This window comes from Micrococcus lacusdianchii, from assembly GCF_023155805.1.
GTDB lineage: Bacteria > Actinomycetota > Actinomycetes > Actinomycetales > Micrococcaceae > Micrococcus > Micrococcus lacusdianchii.
The window spans coordinates 1-14,583 of the sequence record NZ_JAKNUW010000006.1 but is presented as its reverse complement, the minus strand read 5'-3'; the positions used below and the strand labels follow the sequence as shown (position 1 = coordinate 14,583).

At 74.6% G+C, this 14,583-nt stretch carries 16 protein-coding genes and 1 pseudogene; 7 read left to right on the top strand and 10 right to left on the bottom strand.

What is annotated here, in order from left to right:
- Positions 1-42: 42 nt before the first annotated feature.
- The 4 genes from MA879_RS05120 to MA879_RS05105 all read right to left on the bottom strand — a co-directional run bounded on the left by MA879_RS05120 (position 43) and on the right by MA879_RS05105 (position 3,454).
- Positions 43-918: an amino acid ABC transporter permease gene (locus tag MA879_RS05120; RefSeq protein WP_248123987.1), complete on the bottom strand. Its 876-nt coding sequence runs from the start codon at positions 916-918 to the stop codon at positions 43-45.
- Complete coding sequence (locus tag MA879_RS05115) at positions 915-1,595, bottom strand: amino acid ABC transporter permease (RefSeq protein WP_248123986.1); 681 nt, start codon at positions 1,593-1,595, stop codon at positions 915-917. Before MA879_RS05115 ends, MA879_RS05120 begins: the two co-directional genes overlap by 4 nt.
- Positions 1,596-1,697: 102 nt before the next feature.
- Entirely contained in the window at positions 1,698-2,588 is an 891-nt protein-coding gene (locus MA879_RS05110; protein WP_248123985.1) for a glutamate ABC transporter substrate-binding protein, read from the bottom strand.
- 59 nt (positions 2,589-2,647) lie between these two features.
- Entirely contained in the window at positions 2,648-3,454 is an 807-nt protein-coding gene (locus MA879_RS05105) for an amino acid ABC transporter ATP-binding protein (protein WP_248123984.1), read from the bottom strand.
- 92 nt (positions 3,455-3,546) lie between these two features.
- Between MA879_RS05105 and MA879_RS05100 the strand changes: the two genes are divergently transcribed.
- From MA879_RS05100 to MA879_RS05090, 3 genes are all read left to right on the top strand, one after another.
- A complete protein-coding gene (locus MA879_RS05100; RefSeq protein ID WP_248123983.1) occupies positions 3,547-4,350 on the top strand; it encodes an LOG family protein in 804 nt (267 codons plus the stop codon).
- Positions 4,347-4,694, top strand: coding sequence for a DivIVA domain-containing protein (locus tag MA879_RS05095; RefSeq protein ID WP_248123982.1), 348 nt, complete (start codon positions 4,347-4,349; stop codon positions 4,692-4,694). Before MA879_RS05100 ends, MA879_RS05095 begins: the two co-directional genes overlap by 4 nt.
- Positions 4,695-4,806: 112 nt before the next feature.
- Entirely contained in the window at positions 4,807-4,977 is a 171-nt protein-coding gene (locus MA879_RS05090; RefSeq protein ID WP_135029652.1) for a DUF3117 domain-containing protein, read from the top strand.
- 88 nt (positions 4,978-5,065) lie between these two features.
- On the opposite strand, the gene MA879_RS05085 is transcribed toward MA879_RS05090, so the two are convergent.
- Positions 5,066-5,716 (bottom strand): O-methyltransferase, encoded by a 651-nt coding sequence (locus MA879_RS05085; RefSeq protein WP_248123981.1) that lies wholly within the window; start codon positions 5,714-5,716, stop codon positions 5,066-5,068.
- Between the two features lie 229 nt (positions 5,717-5,945).
- Between MA879_RS05085 and MA879_RS05080 the strand changes: the two genes are divergently transcribed.
- Positions 5,946-6,806: an anti-sigma factor family protein gene (locus tag MA879_RS05080; RefSeq protein ID WP_248123980.1), complete on the top strand. Its 861-nt coding sequence runs from the start codon at positions 5,946-5,948 to the stop codon at positions 6,804-6,806.
- Positions 6,807-6,846: 40 nt separating this feature from the next.
- Positions 6,847-7,560, top strand: coding sequence for a Sec-independent protein translocase protein TatB (tatB, locus tag MA879_RS05075; protein ID WP_248123979.1), 714 nt, complete (start codon positions 6,847-6,849; stop codon positions 7,558-7,560).
- A gap of 21 nt (positions 7,561-7,581) precedes the next feature.
- Here tatB and MA879_RS05070 read toward each other — a convergent pair whose 3' ends face one another.
- Genes MA879_RS05070 through MA879_RS05060 form a run of 3 tightly spaced genes read right to left on the bottom strand, consistent with a single transcriptional unit; the run spans position 7,582 to position 10,838 of the window.
- Complete coding sequence (locus MA879_RS05070; protein WP_248123978.1) at positions 7,582-8,742, bottom strand: Mrp/NBP35 family ATP-binding protein; 1,161 nt, start codon at positions 8,740-8,742, stop codon at positions 7,582-7,584.
- Positions 8,739-9,527 carry a DUF1003 domain-containing protein gene (locus MA879_RS05065; protein ID WP_248123977.1) on the bottom strand — a complete coding sequence of 263 codons (789 nt, stop codon included), beginning with the start codon at positions 9,525-9,527 and terminating at the stop codon, positions 8,739-8,741. Before MA879_RS05065 ends, MA879_RS05070 begins: the two co-directional genes overlap by 4 nt.
- A gap of 30 nt (positions 9,528-9,557) precedes the next feature.
- A complete protein-coding gene (locus MA879_RS05060; RefSeq protein WP_248123976.1) occupies positions 9,558-10,838 on the bottom strand; it encodes a magnesium transporter MgtE N-terminal domain-containing protein in 1,281 nt (426 codons plus the stop codon).
- A gap of 54 nt (positions 10,839-10,892) precedes the next feature.
- Here MA879_RS05060 and MA879_RS05055 point away from each other — a divergent pair, with 54 nt between their 5' ends.
- Positions 10,893-11,708: a YflT domain-containing protein gene (locus MA879_RS05055; protein ID WP_248123975.1), complete on the top strand. Its 816-nt coding sequence runs from the start codon at positions 10,893-10,895 to the stop codon at positions 11,706-11,708.
- A gap of 76 nt (positions 11,709-11,784) precedes the next feature.
- Here the strand turns inward: MA879_RS05055 and MA879_RS05050 are convergent, their stop codons facing one another.
- Entirely contained in the window at positions 11,785-13,356 is a 1,572-nt protein-coding gene (locus MA879_RS05050) for an aminopeptidase P family protein (RefSeq protein WP_248123974.1), read from the bottom strand.
- 54 nt (positions 13,357-13,410) lie between these two features.
- Between MA879_RS05050 and MA879_RS05045 the strand changes: the two genes are divergently transcribed.
- Entirely contained in the window at positions 13,411-14,268 is an 858-nt protein-coding gene (locus tag MA879_RS05045) for a PHP domain-containing protein (RefSeq protein WP_248123973.1), read from the top strand.
- A gap of 92 nt (positions 14,269-14,360) precedes the next feature.
- On the opposite strand, the pseudogene MA879_RS05040 reads toward MA879_RS05045, so the two are convergent.
- Positions 14,361-14,583 (bottom strand): annotated as a pseudogene (locus MA879_RS05040) (DEAD/DEAH box helicase); the annotation flags it as partial.

Here is a 14,583-nt window from a genome sequence, read left to right as displayed (position 1 = left end):
TGCGGGGACGGCGGGCTCTCGTGTGTGCCGGACGCCCCGGGATCAGGCGGAGGCGGCCCGCACGCCGTCGGGGCCGGTCGGCGCTGTCGTGCGGCCCGCCGTCCGGGAGGACAGGCGCCGGGAGAGCAGGGTCGCCACGGACGTCAGGATCAGGTTGATCACGATGAAGATGGCAGCCGCCACCACGAGGGTCTGCAGGATGTTGCCCTGTCCGGAGCCGAGCTGGCGGGCGTACTGCAGGAGTTCGAAGAACCCGATCAGGTAGCCCAGGGCCGAGTCCTTCAGGATCACCACGAACTGGCTCAGCAGCGAGGGGAGCATGGCAACGAGCGCCTGCGGGACCTCCACGAGGCGCAGCGACTGGTTCGGCGTCATGCCGATCGCCGCCGCCGCCTCGCGTTGCCCCTTGGGCAGGGAGCGGACGCCGGAGCGCACGAGCTCCGCGATGACCGCGCCGTTGTAGAGCGTCAGGGCGGCGATCACGGCGTAGTACGGGCTGTCCGCGGCGTTGATCACCCCGCTGCGGGAGGCCAGGGCGAACGCCTGGTAGAAGAACACCATCATGATCAGCACGGGCACGGCGCGGAGGAACTCCACGATCACGGCCGCCACGGCTCGGACCGGCGCGAGCGGCGCGAGCCGCAGGAACCCGAACACCAGGCCGAACACCACGGAGGTGACCACCGCGATGCCCGCGGACTGCAGGGTGAACTGCAGACCGGGCAGGTAGTAGTCCGACCACGCGGAGGCGTCCAGGGCGGCGGTCCACCGCCGGGGCTCGAGCTGGCCGCGCTCCTGCAGGCGCAGGAGCACGGGCACCGCCACGGCCAGCACGACGACGGCGGCCACGAGGTTGGCGATCAGGATGCGCCGGCGGGCCGCGGGGCCCGGGGCGTCGAACAGCACGGACGCGCTCATCGGGCCACCGCCCACTTGTCGGAGGCCCACGTGGTGAGCAGGCCGATCGGGATGACGATCAGGCAGAAGCCGATCGCGAAGGTCAGGAAGATCGCCACCATCACGTCGGGGCGGAACTCGATCATGGTCTTCATCAGTCCGGAGGCCTCGGCCACCGACGCGGCGGCCGCCACGGTGGTGTTCTTGGTCAGCGCGATCACGGTGTTCCCCAGGGGCGTGATGGCACCGCGCAGCGCCTGCGGGAGGATCACCAACCGGGCGGCCGGCAGGAAGCCCAGACCGATCGCGCGCGCGGCCTCCGCCTGGCCGAGGGGCACCGTGTTGACGCCGGAGCGGATGGCCTCGCACATGAACGCCGCGTGGTACAGCGAGAGGGCGATCACGGCGTAGATGAAGAAGTTGAGGTGGAAGTCCGGGGCGAAGGTGATCTTGAGCTGCCCCCACACCGCGAGCACGCCGAGCAGCATGAGGATGGTCAGGGGAGTGTTGCGCACGACGTGCACGTAGCCGGTGCCGAGGGCCCGCAGGGACGCCACGGGGGAGATGCGGCACAGGGCCAGCAGGACGCCCAGGGCGAACGAGCCCAGCGTGGCCAGCAGGGCCAGGCGGATGTTCGTCCAGAACGCCGCCGGCACCTGGGTGCCGTACTGCTCCATGAGGGTGGAGAGGGATTCCATGTCATTTCCGATGGTCGGTGGGACGCGTCGTCACCGCCGCGGCGGCGGCATCCCCTCGCGGGGACGCCGCCGCCGGCGGAGGTGAGTCGAGGACGGGGCGGGTCAGGAGCAGGACTCGAGCTCGGCGTCGTCGCCGGAGTTCAGCTCCTCGCTGTACTCGTAGCCGGTGCCCTCGGTGTTGGCCTGGAGGGCCTTCTCCCACTCGCCGGACTCCTTCATCTCGGTGATCGCCTCGTTGATCTCCTCGCACGAGTCGGACCCCTTCGGGATGCCGACGCCGTAGCGCTCGGTGGTGAAGGTGTTGCCGACCACCTTGAACTTGCCCTGGTTGGCGTCGGTCGCCGCGAGGCCCGCGAGGATGATGTCATCCGTGGTGACGGCGTCGACCTGGCCGGACTCGAGGTAGGTCACGCACTCGGCGTAGCCGCCCTGCTCCACGAGGTTCACGCCGGAGGCGAACTGGTCCTTGATCTTCTGGGCGGACGTGGAGCCCGTGACCGAGCACAGGTTCTTGCCGTCGAGGGACTCGGGGCCGGTGATGGAGGTGTCGTCCGCGCGGACCAGGAGGTCCTGGCCGGCCACGAAATACGGGCCGGCGAAGTCCACGCGCTCCTTGCGCGCGTCGGTGATGGAGTAGGTCGCGAAGATCATGTCCACTTCGCCGTTCTCCAGGGCGTTCTCGCGGTTCGCGGACGGGGTCTGGACCCAGGTGATGTCGTCCTCGGCCACGCCCATCTTCTCGGCGACGTAGCGGGCCACGTCCGTGTCGAAGCCGGTGGGCTGGGCCTCGCCCTGGCGGTAGCCGAGGCCCGGCTGGTCGTACTTGATGCCGATGCGCAGGGTGTCCCCGCCGCCGGCCTGGGAGCTGCCGGAGGCGCCGCCGGCGGCGGAGGACTCGCCCGCCCCGCCCGAGGAGGACGGCGAGCAGGCGGAGAGGGACAGTGCCGCGGCGGCGGCGGCGGCGGTCACGGAGAGGAACTTCGAGCGGATCATGGGGTGCTCCTGAGGACGCGGTGGGTGGGGGCGCGGCGGACCGCTGGGGGTCGGGGACGTCAGTGGACGAGGATCTTGCCCAGGAAGTCCCGGGCGCGCTCGTGCTGGGGGTTCGTGAAGAAGGACTCCGGATCGGTGTCCTCGAGGATCTCGCCGTCGGCCATGAAGATGACGCGGTCTCCGGCCTTGCGGGCGAAGCCCATCTCGTGAGTGACGACCACCATGGTCATCCCCTCCCTGGCGAGGCCCACCATGACGTCGAGGACCTCCTGGACCATCTCGGGGTCCAGTGCGGACGTGGGCTCGTCGAACAGCAGGGCCTCGGGCTCCATGGCGAGGGCCCGGGCGATCGCCACGCGCTGCTGCTGGCCTCCGGAGAGCTGGGCCGGCATCTTCTTGGCCTGATGGGCCACGCCCACCCGATCCAGCAGCTCCATGGCGTGTCGCTCGGCCTCCGCCTTGGGCTTGCCCTTGACGCGGATGGGGCCCAGGGTGACGTTCTCCAGGACGGATTTGTGGGCGAACAGGTTGAACGACTGGAACACCATGCCCACGTCGGCGCGCAGACGGGCGAGCGCGCGGCCCTCGGCCGGCAGCGGGACGCCGCCGATGAGGATCCGGCCCCCGTCGTCGTCGATCGTCTCGAGTCGGTTGATGGTGCGGCACAGGGTGGACTTGCCGGAGCCCGAGGGGCCGAGCACGATCGCCACCTGGCCGCGCGGGACCGCCAGGTCGATGTCCTTCAGGGCGTGGAAGTCGCCGAAGTGCTTGTTGACGTGCTCCAGGCGGATGAGGGCGTCGGCGCCGGCCGGGGCGGCGGCCGGGCCGGAGTGGCCCGTTCCACCGGGGGATGTGGTCTGCGTCATGCCGGGGAGCATAGCGCAGGGCCGCGCCCGTGACCTTCCGACGCGCGGGTGCGTCGGCCCCGGCCGTGCACCCCCTCGCCTAGGCTGGGCGCATGGCATCCGATGACTCCGCCGCACCCGCCCCGGCCGCCGGCGCCGACCGCCGCCGCGTGCACCGCGGCGGGCAGGTCCTGACCGGTCCCGCCGCCACGGCCCCGACCTTCGACCAGCTGCTGCTGGACGCCCGCGAGGCGCCCGCCGGCCAGGCCCGGGTGCCGTCCACCTCCTCCACCTCGGACGCATGGCGCGTGCTGCGCATCCAGTCGGAGTTCGTCGAGGGGTTCGGCACCCTCGCGGACCTCGGCCCCGCCGTCTCGGTGTTCGGCTCCGCCCGCACGGGGCAGGGCACGCAGGAGTACGCGCTCGGCGTCGAGCTCGGCCGCCTGCTCGTGGAGGCGGGCTACGCCGTCATCACCGGCGGCGGCCCCGGCGCCATGGAGGCCGGCAACCGCGGCGCGCACGAGGCCGGGGGCGTCTCGGTGGGCCTGGGGATCGAGCTGCCGTTCGAGACGGGGCTGAACCCCTACGTCGGCATCGGGGTCGACTTCCGCTACTTCTTCGCACGCAAGGTCATGTTCCTGCGCTACGCCCAGGGGTTCGTGGTGCTGCCCGGCGGGTTCGGCACGCTGGACGAGCTGTTCGAGGCGCTCACCCTCGTGCAGACCGGCACCGTCACGCGCTTCCCCGTGGTGCTCGTGGGCCGGGAGTTCTGGGGCCCGCTCGTGGACTGGATCCGCGGCACCCTCGCCGCCCGCGGGATGATCTCGCCCGAGGACGTGGACCTGCTCACCGTGGTGGACACCGCCCAGGAGGCCGTGGACCGCATCCGCGCCACGTGCGGGGAGCCACGCGCGTGACCACGCCCGTCTGGATCGCCGCCGTCCTCGTCCTCGTGGTCGCCGTCGCCGCTCTGGCGGCCGTGGCCGTCGGCCGCGTCATCCTCGCTCCGGGCGACCCGGCAGGGCAGGCGCCGGCACACCCCGTCCTGCTGCCGCCCCGGCCCCGTGCCGCCGACGTCGACCGCGTGCAGCTGGCCACGAGCGTCCCCGGATACCAGCGGGACCAGGTGGACGCCGTGCTCGCGCGCCTGCGCGAGGCGCTCGCGGAGGACGAGGAGCGCATCGCCGAGCTCGAGGCCGAGCTGGCCTGCCGGCCGGGCGCCGAGCGGGCCGGTGGCACGCCCGCGGCGGATCCGGGATAAAATGCATGTGCGACCGGTCACGTGCGTCCAGCGGACGGGGGCCGGTCAGACCGACGCGAGCGCCACCCGCAGCACGTGTCAGCCGGGAACTCCATCAGAAGGGAAGTCACAGATGGCCGCCATGAAGCCCCGCACCGGGGACGGTCCCATGGAAGTGACCAAGGAGGGGCGCAGCCTCATCATGCGTGTCCCGATCGACGGCGGCGGACGCCTCGTCCTCGAGATCAACGCCGACGAGGCCAAGGAGCTCCAGCAGTGCCTCGAGGGCGTCACCCAGGGCTGACGCCCACGTCCTGACGCCGAGGCCCCGCACACCCTCCGGTGTGCGGGGCCTCGGCGTGTCCGGGGGAGGGGCCCCGCCGAGGCGCCGGTCAGCGGCGGACGGCCAGCAGCACGCCCGTGCCCGTGGGGACCACCGCTGAGACCCACGCCTCGTCCTCACGGACCAGCTTGTCCACGGCGCGGGCGGAGACCGTGGAGGGCTCGCGCACGGCCGCGCGCGGGACGCGGTCCGAGTCCAGGGCGTCCACCACCACGAGCAGACCCCCGGGGGCCAGCATGCGTGCGGCCTGCTCGACGTCGAACGGGCGGGAGGCGGGGTCGCCGTCCACCACCACGAGCTCGTACGCGTCGGCGGTGAGGCGCGGCAGGACCAGCCGGGAGCGTCCCGCGATCATGCGCGTCCGCGACGAGGGCAGGTGGGCCTCGGAGAAGGCCTCGCGGGCCGCCCGCTGCGCCTCCGCGTCCGGGTCCATCGTGGTCAGGACGGTCCGCTCGGGAAGGCCCCGCATCAGCGCCAGGCCGGAGACCCCTGCGCCCGTGCCGATCTCCACCACCGCCGACGGCGCGCGCGTGGCCGCCAGGACGGTCAGCAGGGCCGCAGTGCCCTCGCTGACGGCGCGCACGCCCTGCTCCGCGGAACGCTCGCGGGCACGCAGGAGCACCTCGTCCTCGGCCGTGCGGGTCTCCGCCCACGCCCAGGCGGCGTGCTTGTCGGTGGGCTGGGGGTGCAGGGCGCTCATGCGGGGCTCCGGGGGTAGGGCGGGCGAGGGGATGGGTGTCCCCTCCGGGTCGGCGCCAGTGTACGGAGCGGGCCCGGGGCGCGGTCGCGCGGGTCGCCGCCGGCACCCCAGGATCCTCCCAGCCGGGCCGGTCATGATGGCCGAGGCCGCGATGCCGCGGTGCGAGCCCCCGGCCGTGCCCCGTGCCGCCGGCCCGCCGCAGACCGCCGTCGGACCGGGAGGAGGCGCCATGGGGCACCGGCACTGCGTGAACCGCCTCGACGCCCACCTCGAGGGCGCCCTGCCGCGCCGCGTGGACCGTCAGGTGGAGCGCCACCTCGACCGCTGCCCCGAATGCCGAGCCGTCGCGGACCAGCGCGCCCGCGTGCTCCTGGCCGCCCGCAGCGTCCACTCCCGTCCGGCCGCCACCGCCGTCGTCATGCGACCGCGCGGGGTGTCCGGCCGGCTCGTCGTCTCCGTCCTCGTCCTCACCCTCCTGGCCGGCGGGGTGCTGACCGCCCTGTGGCTGGTGGGCGCCCCGGACCAGGGCCGCCGCCCGGCGGACGGGCAGTCGGGGACCGCCCTCGAGGTGGCCCCGGCGGCCGCGGGGGAGGTGGAGGACGCCGTCGAGCACGTGGAGTGGCTCCGGGCGCACGGGTGGACGGCCCCGGCCCTGTACGCGGCGGGGCTGCGTCCGCTGTCCGTGGACGCGGCGCGCGAGGGGGAGACGGCCCGCGTCAATGTGGCCTGGGGCCGCGGAGAACCCCTCGTCTCCGTCCGCGAGTGCCGTGGCGGGCAGGACCGCATGCGCACCGCCTGCGCGGAGCGCGGGGCCGTGGGACTGGGGCCGGAGCGCACCCTGCCGGTGGGCGTGGCCTACCGCATCACGGAGGGCACGGACCGGCCGTGGATCGCCATGCTGACCACCCCCGAGGCCGCGTACCGGGTGGACGCGGACGTGCCGCGCGGTCAGGCGGAGGCCCTGCTCACCCAGGTGGTGGTCGCGGAACGCTCCGGGCTCACCGACCCCCCGGACGAGGACGTCCTCGGCGAGCGCCTCGAGCGGGGCCTCGACCGGCTCCTGGGGGAGGCCGGCGGCCTGGCGGACTGAGGCGCGGTCGGGCCGGATCCTCTCTAGTAGAGTGCGGGGCGTGCTGGGAATCAACGGGTCTGAGCTGATCATCCTGATCGTCATCGCTCTCGTCGTGCTCGGACCCGAGAAGCTCCCCGAGTACGCCCGGAGCCTGGCGCAGTGGATCCGGCGCATGCGGGACATGGCCGAGGGTGCCAAGGCCCAGTTCAAGGAGGAGACCGGCACGGACTTCGACGAGGTGGACTGGCGCAAGTACGACCCCCGTCAGTACGACCCCCGGCGGATCATCCGTGAGGCACTCGCCGCGCCGGTCGGCGGCTCCTCGCCGGCCGCCCGCGCGCAGGGGCTCACGGGGCTCTCCGCCGAGGACGTCCACGGCGGCCTCACCCGGCAGGACCTGCGGGACATGGACCCGCGCACCCTCTTCCGCCGCCCCTCGGGGGACGGCAGCTCCGCCGCCGGTGCTGACGAGGTCGCAGCCGCCGTCGACACCGCCTCTCCTGCCCCCGCCCCGGCGACGACGTCGGCGGCCTCGTCCGCCGGCGGAATCATCGCCGGCGGGGCGGCCGCGACCCTGCTGGCCTCCGGCCGCGCGCAGGACATGCTCGACCTGCAGAAGCGCGAGACGTCCCCGGCAGACCGCCCGTCCCCGGCGCCCGTGCGGGAGGACGGCACCGATCCTGCTGGGCGGCAGCGCCGCCTGACGACCGAGCCCCGCCCCCTGGACCTGCTCGGCCTGGCGCCGGCGCCGTTCGACGTCGACGCCACCTGACACCGGACGGCCGGCGGCCGCTCAGCGCGGGCTCAGAGGCAGACCACGCCCGCGCAGGCTCTGCGGACGCACCGCGAGCCGCGCGGCGATGCCGGCCAACGCGCGCCCGGCGGGGCTGTTCGGATCGGCGAGCACCACCGGGTCCCCGGCGTCGCCGCCGCGGCGCAGGGCGGGGTCCAGCGGCACGGTCCCGAGCAGGGGGACCTCCGTGCCCAGGACGCCGGTGAGCCGCTCCGCCACCTCCGCGCCGCCGCCGGCGCCGAACACGTCCAGCACCGTGCCGTCCGGCAGGGTCATGGGGCCCATGTTCTCCACCACGCCGGCCACGGTCTGGCCGGTCTGCTCCGCGAGCTGGCCGGCGCGGGCGGCCACCTGGGCGGCGGCGTGCTGCGGCGTGGTGACCACCACGAGCTCGGAGGCGGGCAGCAGCTGCGCCGTCGAGATGGCGATGTCCCCGGTGCCGGGCGGCAGGTCCACGAGGAGCACGTCCAGGTCCCCCCAGTGCACGTCCGTCACGAACTGCTCCAGCGCCCGGTGCAGCATGGGGCCGCGCCAGGCCACCGGCCGGTCGGCGTCCAGGAACATCCCGATCGAGATGACCTTCACGCCCCGGCTCACCGGCGGCAGGATCAGCTCGCCCACCCGGGTGGGCGCCCCGGAGATCCCCAGCAGGCCCGGGATGGAGTAGCCGTGCACGTCGGCGTCGATCAGGCCCACGGCGAGTCCGCGCGCGGCGAGCGCGACCGCGAGGTTGGCCGTGACGGACGACTTGCCGACCCCGCCCTTGCCGGAGGCCACGGCGAGCACGCGGGTCAGGGAGTCCGGGCCGAAGGGGTTCGCCGGCCGGGAGGCACGCAGGGCCTCCTGCAGCGCAGCGCGCTCGGCGGGGCTCATGACGCCCAGGACCACCTCCGCGTCCACGACGCCGGGCACGCGGCGGGCCGCGGCCACGACGTCGGCCTGGATGGTCCCGCGCAGCGGGCACCCCTCGATGGTCAGGAGCACGCTCACCCGCACCGTGCCGGGAGCGGTCTCCTCGACCGCCCGCACCATGCCGAGCTCCGTGACGGGGCGCCGGATCTCCGGGTCCACGACGTCGTCGAGCGCGGCGAGGACCGCGCGGGCCAGGTCCGTGGTGACCGCCGGTCTCGGGAGGCCGCGCGGGGCCGGCGCGCCGCTCATGCGCTCGGCTCGCCGCCACGCGGCGCGGCGTGGGAGCCGCGGTGGGTGTCCTCCCCGGCCCGGCCGCGGGCGGCGGCCTCCTCGGCCGCCTCCTGCGCGGCGATGATCGCCAGGGTGGTGGTGCCCGTGTCCTCCGCCTCGGACCGTGTGCCGTCCCGGTCGCGGGACTTGGCCTTCTTCTTGGGCTTCTGCTTGGCCTTGGTGGCGGGCTCGGTCGCGGCCGGGCCGGAGGCCTCGGCGCGCAGCTCGGCTCGGACCTCCTCGCGGATCGCCTCGCGCAGCTCGTCGGCCAGGTCCTCGTGCACGCCGCGCAGCTCGCCGCGCACGTAGTCGCGCGTGGCCACGTCCTGCAGGACGAGCCGCAGGCCGGAGATCTCCCGTGTGAGGTACTCGGTGTCCGCGAGGTTCCGCTCGGCGCGGTCGCGGTCCTCACGCAGGGCGACCTTGTCCCGGTCGTCCTGGCGGTTCTGCGCGAGCAGCAGCAGCGGAGCGGCGTAGGAGGCCTGGAGGGAGAGCATGAGGGTCAGCGCCGTGAAGCCCAACGCCGCGGAGTCGAAGCGCAGGTGCTGCGGGCCGTAGGAGTTCCAGCCGACCCAGAACAGGCAGAACAGCGTCATCCACAGCAGGAACTGCGGGGTGCCCATGAAGCGGGCGATGCCCTCGGTCCACTCCCCGAAGGCGTCCGGGTTGGGGCTGAGACGGGGGATCCGGCGCCGCCGCGCGCTCAGGGGCGTGTCCAGGCCGGTGGCCCGGGCCTCGCGGGGGTCACGGGGGGACGGGGACATGCTCACTCCTTCGGGACGGTCGGGGCGGGGTCAGGGGCGGGCCGGTGTCGCGCCATCGGGCTCGGGGGTCTCGTCCGGGTCCATGGCGCGCCAGTCCTCGGGGAGGATGTGGTCCAGCACGTCGTCCACGCTGACCGCGCCCACCACGCGGTGCTGAGCGTTGACCACGGGGATGCAGGTGAGGTTGTACGTGGCGAGCTCGCGGGTGACGTGGACCACGGAGGCCAGGTCGGACACCGGCTCCAGGTCCTTGTCCATGATGTTGCCGATCGCCTCGGGCGGCGGGTAGCGCAGCAGACGCTGGAAGTGCACCACGCCCAGATACCGCCCCGTGGGGGTCTCCAGCGGGGGACGGGCCACGATCACCAGGGAGGCCAGTGCGGGGGAGATCTCCTGCTGGCGGATGGTGGCCATGGCCTCGGCCACCGTGGCCTCCGGTGGCAGGACCACGGGCACGGGCGTCATGACGGAGCCGGCCGTGTCCTCCTCGTACTCGAGCAGGCGGCGCACGTCCTCGGCGTCCTCGGGCTCCATGAGCTCCAGTAGCAGCTCCTGCTGGGAGTCGGGCAGCTCGTGGAGGAGGTCCGCGGCGTCGTCGGGGTCCATCTCCTCGAGGACGTCCGCGGCGCGCTCGACGTCCAGGTGGGAGAGGATCTGGACCTGGTCGTCGTCGGGCAGCTCCTGGAGGACGTCGGCCAGGCGCTCGTCCTGGAGCTCGTTGGCCACCTCCACGCGACGCTTCTCCGTCATCTCGTGGAGCATGTCCGCGAGGTCGGCGGCCTTGAGGTCCTCGTGGGCGGCCACGAAGCTCGTGGCGGCCTGCGGTGCGGAGGCCGTGCCCCAGAGGGCCTCGTCCCAGGCCACCAGCAGGTGTTCGCCCTTCGACCGGCCGAACGCGGTGCGGCCGGTGTCCCGGCGCACGTACAGGTCGGAGACCAGCCAGTCGCCGTTGCGCTGACGCTCCAGGCCCAGGTCCTCGACGACGGCCTCGCCCGAGCCGTCCGTCAGGTGCACGCGCCGGTCCAAGAGGTCGCCGGCCACGGTCTGCTCCGCGCCGCGGCGGGAGAAGCGGCGCAGGTTGATCAGGCCGGTGGTGATGATCTGGCCCGAGTCCATCGACGTCACACGCGTCATGGGCACGAAGACGCGCTTCTTGCCGGGGACCTCGATGACGAGTCCGGTGGCGGCGGAGCGGCCGGTGCGGCCGCGGTCGAGCACCACCACGTCCCGCAGGCGGCCGAGGCGGTCGCCGAGCGGATCGAAGACGTCCAGGCCCAGGAGGCGGGCCACGAAGATCTTGGGGGAGTTCACCGGGCCAGCCTAGTGGCTGGGGCCCGCGCCTCCCGGGCCGGGCACAATGGTGTCATGTCCTTCATGATGACCTCCCCGTCCGGTCCCGCCGGCGGCGGCCTGCCCCAGGGCGAGCTGCTGGCCACCTACAGCACGTACGCGCAGGCGCGCGAGCAGGTGGACCGGCTGGCGGCCACGGACTTCCCCGTCAGCGCGGTCTCCATCGTCGGCAAGGACCTCCGGGTGGTGGAGCGGGTGCGCGGCCGCCTCGACTACGGGCAGGTGGCGCTCGGGGCGGCACTGCGCGGTCTCCTGTTCGGCGCCCTGATCGGCGTGTTCCTGCTCCTGCTGGACCCCAGCGGCGGCTGGATGCAGGTGCTCACCTCCGCCCTGCTGGGCGTGGCCGTGTGGATGATCTTCGGTGTGGTGGGCTTCGCCGCGCGCAAGGGCCGCCACGGGTTCGCCTCCACGCAGTCGGTGGTCCCGGGCGGCTATGACCTGGTGGTGGCCTTCGAGCACGCCGCCCGGGCCCGCCAGGAGCTCGGCCTGACCGGCCGACCCTCCGGGGTCGCCGCCCCGGCGCCCGCTCCGGCCGTCGAAGGCGGCGCTCCGGCGGAGCCGGCCCCCGCCGTGCCCACGGCGTCGGCACCCATGCCAGGCGGCTCCCACGCCGCCCCGGTGCCGGGGCCGGCGGAATCCGTCGACGCGTCGGCCGCGGCCGGTGCGACCGTCTTGGGCGACGGCGCCCCCACCGGACTGGACCGCTCGTACGGCGTCTCCCTGCCGCCGGAGGAGGTCCAGCGGCTCATCGAGGCCCGTGGCGGCCGGCCCTCACCCGTGCCCGGCCCCCAGGACGCCCCGCGCCCCGACCCGGACGCCCCGCAGCGCTGACCACACCGCGCAGCGCCCACCGCGGAGCGCGACGGCCCGCCCCCCACGGGGTCGGGCCGTCGCCGTTCGGGGGGGCTCAGCCCTGCAGGCGGGCCATCCAGGCCTCGATGTCCTCGGGGGTGCGCGGCAGCGCGGCGGAGAGGTTCTCGGCACCGTCCTCGGTGACCAGGACGTCGTCCTCGATGCGCACGCCGATGCCCCGGTACTCCTCGGGGACGGCGAGGTCCTCGGCCTTGAAGTACAGGCCCGGCTCGATGGTGAAGACCATGCCGGGCTCGAGCACGCCGTCCAGGTAGAGCTCCCGCTTCGCCTGGGCGCAGTCGTGCACGTCCAGGCCGAGGTGGTGGGAGGTGCCGTGCGGCATCCAGCGGCGGTGGTGCTGGCCCTCCTCGGACAGCGCCTCCTCGGCGGACACGGGCAGCAGGCCCCACTCGTCCAGGTGCGCCACCAGCACGCGCATGGCCTCCGCGTGGATCTCCCGGAACCGGATGCCCGGGCGGACGATCGCGTAGGCGGCGTCCGCCGCCTCGAGCACGGCACGGCAGATGCGCCGCTGCACGTCCGTGTAGGTGCCGTTCACCGGGAGGGTGCGGGTGATGTCCGCGGTGTAGAGCGAGTCGTCCTCCACACCGGCGTCCAACAGCAGCAGGTCCCCGTCGCGGACCTCGCCGGTGTTGCGGATCCAGTGCAGCACGGTGGCGTTGTTGCCGGAGGCCGCGATCGTGTCGTAGCCCAGGTCGTTGCCCTCGAGGCGGGCGCGGGCGAAGAAGGCCCCCTCGACCACGCGCTCGCCGCGGGCGTGGCCCACGGCGCGCGGCAGGGCCCGCACGACGTCCTCGAACCCGGCGATCGTCGCGGCCACGGAGGCGCGCATCCGCTCGACCTCCCAGGCGTCCTTGACCAGGCGCAGCTCGGAGAGCGCTTCGGTGAGGGCGGCGTCGGCGGTCTCGGCGGCCGGCACGTCCACCTCCGCCTCCCGCCGGGCACCGGCCACGACGGCGTCCAGGTCCTGGTCCGCCTCGCGCAGCAGGCGCAGCGGCGTGGCGGACAGGTCCTTGGTGACGGCCGTCTCGAGCTCCTCAAGGCCGGCGGTGCGCAGACCCGTGCGCGCGGCCATCTCGGCCAGGGTGGGGCGGGCCCCGATCCAGAACTCGCCCGCGCGCGGATCGGAGTAGAACTGCTCGGAGTCCCGTCCGGCCAGGGGACGGAAGTAGAGGGTGGCGGCGTGGTCCGTGCCGTCGTCGCCCGTGGCGGCGTCCACGGGCTCGAGGACGAGCGCGGCGTCCGGCTCGTGGTCCGCGCCGAGGCCCGTCAGGTGCGCGAAGGCCGAGTGCGCCCGGAAGCGGTAGTCCGTGTCGTTCGAGCGGACCTTCAGCCGGCCGGCGGGCACCACGATCCGCTCGCCGGGGAAGGCCGCCGAGACGGCGGCGCGGCGGCGTGCCGCGTGCGGGGCGGAGGCGTCGGCGTCGGGCAGGGTGTCCGGGGCGGGGGCCCACTGCGAGGCCATGAAGGCGCGGAAGGCGTCCGAGGCGGGCCTCTGCGAGCGGTTCTCCACGCGCTCGGCCAGGGGCTGGGGCGAGACGGCGGGCTCGGTGGCGCCGCCCTCCGGGGCGGGGCCGTCGGGCTGCGGGGGCAGGGAGTCGGTCATGGGGTCCATGCTCTCACCGCTGCCGGTGGAGGCGCCGCGCCGTACGCTGGGAGCATGCCCGCGGCGCGCTTCGACCTCCACACCCACTCCATCGAGTCGGATGGCACCGAGCCGCCCGCGCAGGTGGTGCGCGCAGCCGCCCGCGCCGGACTGGACGGCCTCGCGCTCACGGACCACGACACCACCGCCGGCTGGGCCGCGGCGGCCAGGGCCGCGCGCGCCGAGGGCGTGCTCCTGGTGCCCGGCATGGAGATGTCCTGCATGGCCGAGGACGGCACCAGCGTCCACCTGATCAGCTACCTGCACGACCCCACGGACCCCGGGCTGCGCGCCGAGCTGGACGCCGCGCGCGCCTCCCGACTGACGCGCGCCCGGCGGATGACCGAGCGGCTCGCCGAGGACTTCCCGATCACGTGGGACCTCGTGCGGGAGCACGCGAGCGAGAACGCCACGATCGGCCGCCCGCACATCGCGGACGCCCTCGTCTCCGCCGGGGTGGTCGCGGACCGCTCGGCCGCGTTCGCGACGATCCTCGCAGGCCGCTCCCGCTACTACGCGCCGCACTACGCCGCCGACCCGGTGGAGGCGGTGCGCCTGGTCCGCGCCGCCGGTGGCGTCCCGGTGTTCGCCCACCCCCGCGCCGTCATGCGCGGACGGGTGGTGGACGTCGAGGTGATGGAGGCGATGATCGAGGCGGGCCTCGCCGGCCTCGAGGTCGACCACCGGGACAACCCCGAGTCCGAGCGCACCTGGCTGCGCGGGCTCGCCGCCCGCCACGGCCTGTTCGTCACCGGATCCTCCGACTACCACGGCACCGGCAAGCCCAACCTGATCGGGGAGTTCACCACCGGAGCCGAGGTCCTCGCCGAGATCGAACGGCAGGCCACGGGCACGGCGCTCGTCCGGGGCTGACCCCCGCTCGCTCCGCGCGAGGCCCAGCACGACGACGGCGGCCCGCCCCCTCGCATCGAGGGGACGGGCCGCCGTGGCGTCGCGGTCGGGGGTCAGCCGTCCGTGGCCTCGCCGTTGCGGCGGCGGGTGCGCGAGCGACGACGGCGGCCGTCCTCGACCGGGACCTGGTCCGGTGCCGCGCTCGCGGTGCGCTCAGCGCGGGGCGCCCGCTCCTCGCGCGGAGAACGCTCCGCGCGGGGGGCGCGCTCGGCACGCTCGGCGCGCGGCGCCCGCTCCTCGCGCGGGGCGCGCTCGCGGCGCTCCCCGCCGCGCTCG

What these genes read in the sequence shown, in the direction of transcription:
- MA879_RS05120 (WP_248123987.1), bottom strand. Translation starts at nt 918, where the DNA reads ATGAGCGCGTCCGTGCTGTTCGACGCCCCGGGCCCCGCGGCCCGCCGG.
- MA879_RS05115 (WP_248123986.1), bottom strand. Translation starts at nt 1,595, where the DNA reads ATGGAATCCCTCTCCACCCTCATGGAGCAGTACGGCACCCAGGTGCCG.
- MA879_RS05110 (WP_248123985.1), bottom strand. Translation starts at nt 2,588, where the DNA reads ATGATCCGCTCGAAGTTCCTCTCCGTGACCGCCGCCGCCGCCGCCGCG.
- MA879_RS05105 (WP_248123984.1), bottom strand. Translation starts at nt 3,454, where the DNA reads ATGACGCAGACCACATCCCCCGGTGGAACGGGCCACTCCGGCCCGGCC.
- MA879_RS05100 (WP_248123983.1), top strand. Translation starts at nt 3,547, where the DNA reads ATGGCATCCGATGACTCCGCCGCACCCGCCCCGGCCGCCGGCGCCGAC.
- MA879_RS05090 (WP_135029652.1), top strand. Translation starts at nt 4,807, where the DNA reads ATGGCCGCCATGAAGCCCCGCACCGGGGACGGTCCCATGGAAGTGACC.
- MA879_RS05085 (WP_248123981.1), bottom strand. Translation starts at nt 5,716, where the DNA reads ATGAGCGCCCTGCACCCCCAGCCCACCGACAAGCACGCCGCCTGGGCG.
- MA879_RS05080 (WP_248123980.1), top strand. Translation starts at nt 5,946, where the DNA reads ATGGGGCACCGGCACTGCGTGAACCGCCTCGACGCCCACCTCGAGGGC.
- MA879_RS05070 (WP_248123978.1), bottom strand. Translation starts at nt 8,742, where the DNA reads ATGAGCGGCGCGCCGGCCCCGCGCGGCCTCCCGAGACCGGCGGTCACC.
- MA879_RS05065 (WP_248123977.1), bottom strand. Translation starts at nt 9,527, where the DNA reads ATGTCCCCGTCCCCCCGTGACCCCCGCGAGGCCCGGGCCACCGGCCTG.
- MA879_RS05055 (WP_248123975.1), top strand. Translation starts at nt 10,893, where the DNA reads ATGTCCTTCATGATGACCTCCCCGTCCGGTCCCGCCGGCGGCGGCCTG.
- MA879_RS05050 (WP_248123974.1), bottom strand. Translation starts at nt 13,356, where the DNA reads ATGACCGACTCCCTGCCCCCGCAGCCCGACGGCCCCGCCCCGGAGGGC.
- MA879_RS05045 (WP_248123973.1), top strand. Translation starts at nt 13,411, where the DNA reads ATGCCCGCGGCGCGCTTCGACCTCCACACCCACTCCATCGAGTCGGAT.